The sequence below is a fragment of the Streptomyces sp. NPDC021115 genome (genome assembly GCF_044333065.1).
GTDB lineage: Bacteria > Actinomycetota > Actinomycetes > Streptomycetales > Streptomycetaceae > Streptomyces.
In genome coordinates, this window is record NZ_JBIRQF010000054.1 from 1 (window position 1) to 3,811 (window position 3,811).

The 3,811-nt window shown below is 71.0% G+C and carries 1 protein-coding gene; it reads left to right on the forward strand.

The features are described 5' to 3' along the window. Positions 1 to 3,811: SDR family NAD(P)-dependent oxidoreductase (locus ACH4TL_RS45720; RefSeq protein WP_398332095.1), on the forward strand; the 3,811-nt coding region annotated here is incomplete at both ends.

The following is a 3,811-nucleotide window of genomic DNA, read 5'->3' on the forward strand; positions in this document are numbered from 1 at the left end:
ACACCAACCACCCATCCCCACACCTCACCGCCACCCTCAACCGCAAACAACCCGAAGTCCACGCCTTCACCACCGCCCTGGCACGACTCCACACCACCGGAGTCACCGTCGACTGGGCGCCCTGGTACCCCGCCGTCCCGACGCCCCGCACCATCGAGCTGCCCACCTACGCTTTCCAACGCCAGCACTTCTGGCTCGCCTCCTCCGAGACGGCCACGGCCGTCACCGAGACCGCGCAGGCGGACCGGGCGTTCTGGGAGGCCGTGGAGCGCCAGGATCTGGAATCTCTCGCCGCCACCCTCGACTCCCCCGCCGATCAGCAGCCCATGCTGGGCGCCGTACTGCCCACGCTGTCGGCCTGGCGACAGCAGCACCGCGAGCAAGCGGTCATCGACTCCTGGCGGTATCGGGCCACGTGGAAGCAGTTCCCCGCGCCCGTCGCGCCGCCCGCCGCGCTCTCCGGCACCTGGCTGGTGCTCGTCCCGTCCGACCACACCGACCACCCCACCGTGGCGACCGTCGTCCAGGCCCTCACCACACACGGCGCCACGCCCCTCCCCCACACGCTGGACACCCGTCAGGTCGACCGCAGCGCTCTGGTCGAAGAACTCACCCGGCTCACCGCCGACAGCGAGCCGGCGGGGATCGTCAGCCTGCTCGCGCTCGCCCAGGAGCCGCATCCTGGCTACGCCGCAGTGCCCTCCGGGCTCGTCGCCACCACCGCCCTCGTCCAGGCGCTCGGCGACGCCGACATTGCCGCGCCCCTGTGGTGCCTCACCCAGGGTGCCGTTTCCCTCCATCCCGCCGATCCGCTCCCCAACCCGCGCCAGGCGCAGACCTGGGGGTTCGGCCGCGCGGCCGCGCTGGAACACTCCCGTCGCTGGGGCGGCCTGATCGACTTGCCGACCGTCATCGATCACCACACCTCCGACCGTCTCGCGGCGCTTCTCGCGCCCGGGCAACCCGAGGACCAGGCCGCGATCCGCGCCACCGGCACGTACGCCCGCCGCCTCAGCCGCGCTCCACTGCCGTCCACGAACCGCCTGCCGTGGCAGCCGACCGGTACGACACTCATCACCGGCGGCACCGGCGGACTCGGCGCCCACATCGCCCGCTGGCTCGCCCGCAACGGCGCACCACACCTCCACCTCACCAGCCGCACCGGACCCAACGCACCACACGCCGACCAACTGACCCAAGAACTCACCGACCTCGGCACCACCGTCACCATCACCGCCTGCGACGTCTCCGACCGCACCACCCTCCACCACCTCATCGAAACCATCCCCACCGAACACCCCCTCACCACAGTCATCCACGCCGCCGGGGCCTCAGACACCGAGCTGATCGCCGATCTCGACCAGGAACGCCTTCAGCATGTGCTGGCAGCCAAGGCCCTGGGCGCCGCGCATCTGCATGACCTGACGAAGGAACTCGACCTCAGCGCCTTTGTGCTCTTCTCCTCCGGCGCCGCCTCCTGGGGCGGCAGCCGGCAGGCCGCCTACGCCGCCGCCAACACCTACCTCGACGCCCTCGCCGAACACCGACGCGCCCAAGGACTCCCCGCCACCAGCATCGCCTGGGGACCCTGGAGCGACGCGGGCATGGCCGCCGACGAGACGGCGCTCTCCTTCTACGGGCGACGGGGACTGGCTCCGCTCAGCCCCGATCGCGCGGTCGCGGCGCTCCATCAGGCGCTCATCCATCGCGACACGACGATCACCGTCGCGGACATCGACTGGGAGACGTTCCCCGCCACGTTCACGGCGCAACGGCCGAGCCCGCTGCTCTCCGACCTGATGGGGTCCGCCGTAGACCCGGCGGACCGTCACCGTGCCCCGTCCGCTGTCACACCGCTGCGCCAGCAGCTCGACTCCAGCACGGCCGCCCAGCAGCATCAGCTGCTCCTGCACCAGATCCAGTCCCTGGCGGCCGCGATCCTGGGTCACATCGGACCTGATGCCGTCCCCGCCACTCAGCCGTTCCAGGAGCTGGGCTTCGACTCCCTCACCGCCGTCGAACTCCGCAACCAGCTCGCCACCCTCACGGGCATCGACCTCCCGCCCTCCCTCATCTTCGACCACCCCACGCCGCACGCCCTCGCCACTCATCTGTGTGCCGACATCCTGGGGCAGCAGACGGCTGTCGCCGCCCCTGCACCCACCGCGGCCGCGCTCGACGAGCCCATCGCGATCGTCGGAATGGCGTGTCGCTATCCCGGTGGCGCGCGCAATCCGAAGGATCTGTGGGAGCTGGTGGTCGCACACCGCGACGCCATCACGGAGATGCCCACCGACCGGCACTGGGACCTCAACGCGCTCTTCCACCCCGACCCCGACCACCCGGGTACGAGTTATGTCCGAGAGGGTGGCTTTCTGCACGAGGCGCCCGCGTTCGACGCGGCGTTCTTCGGCATCAGCCCGCGCGAGGCAGTCGCCATGGACCCCCAGCAGCGGCTGCTCCTCGAAACCGCGTGGGAAACCTTCGAGAACGCGGGACTCGACCGTGACGCACTGAGCGGCAGCAACACCGGCGTCTTCGCTGGAGTGACCTCCCAGGACTACCTGTCGCTCACCGGTGATACGGCAAGCGATGTCGAGGGCTACGTCGCCACGGGGAACATCGGCAGCGTGGTGTCCGGCCGGGTGGCGTATTCGTTCGGCCTGGAAGGGCCCGCGGTCACGGTCGACACGGCGTGCTCGTCGTCGCTCGTGGCGATGCATCTGGCGGCCCAGGCGCTGCGGCAGGGCGAATGCGGCCTAGCCCTGGCTGGTGGGGTGACCGTGATGGCCACGCCCGGCGCGTTCGTCGAGTTCTCCCGCCAGCGCGGCCTGGCCCCCGACGCCCGGTGCAAGCCGTTCGCCGCGGCCGCCGACGGCATGGTGTGGGGCGAGGGCGTGGGCCTCGTCCTGCTGGAACGGCTGTCGGACGCCCGGCGCAACGGCCACCGCGTACTGGCGCTCGTACGGGGCTCGGCGGTCAACCAGGACGGCACCAGCAACGGCCTCACCGCGCCGAACGGCCCGTCACAGCAACGGGTGATCCGGCAGGCACTCGCCAATGCCCGTCTGACGCCGTCCGAGGTGGACGCCGTCGAAGCACACGGCACCGGTACGACGCTGGGTGACCCGATCGAGGCGCAGGCGCTGCTGGCCACGTACGGCCAGGAGCGGCCGGAGGACCAGCCCCTGTGGCTCGGCTCCATCAAGTCCAACATCGGCCACACCCAGGCAGCCGCGGGCGTGGCCGGTGTGATCAAGATGGTGATGGCGATGCACCACGGGCTGCTCCCCGCCTCGCTGCACATCGACGCACCCAGTCCGAACGTGGACTGGACGGCCGGTGAGGTACGGCTGCTCACCGAACCCGTCCCATGGCCGGAGGGTGAACAGCCGCGCCGCGCGGGTGTGTCCTCCTTCGGTATCAGCGGCACCAACGCCCATCTGATCCTGGAGCAAGCGCCCCAGCCGGTAGCGCCGCCTTCTCCGGTCGGCGGCGTCGTGCCGTGGGTGGTGTCCGCACACAGCGCGGAGGCGTTGCGCGGGCAGGCCGAGGCGTTGGCCGGGCATGTCGGCGCTGAGGATGACGTAGCGCCGGTGGAGGTGGGCTGGTCGCTGCTGAAGACGCGCTCGCTCTTCGACCACCGGGCTGTCGTGATCGGAGAACACCCCGCGGAGCTGACGGCCGGGTTGGAGGCGTTGGCGGCCGGTGAGCCCCACCCGGGAGCAGTACTCGGGGGCGGGATGGCGTCCGGGAAGGTCGTGTGGTTGTTCAGTGGGCAGGGTTCCCAGCGTGTGGGGATGGGCGCTGG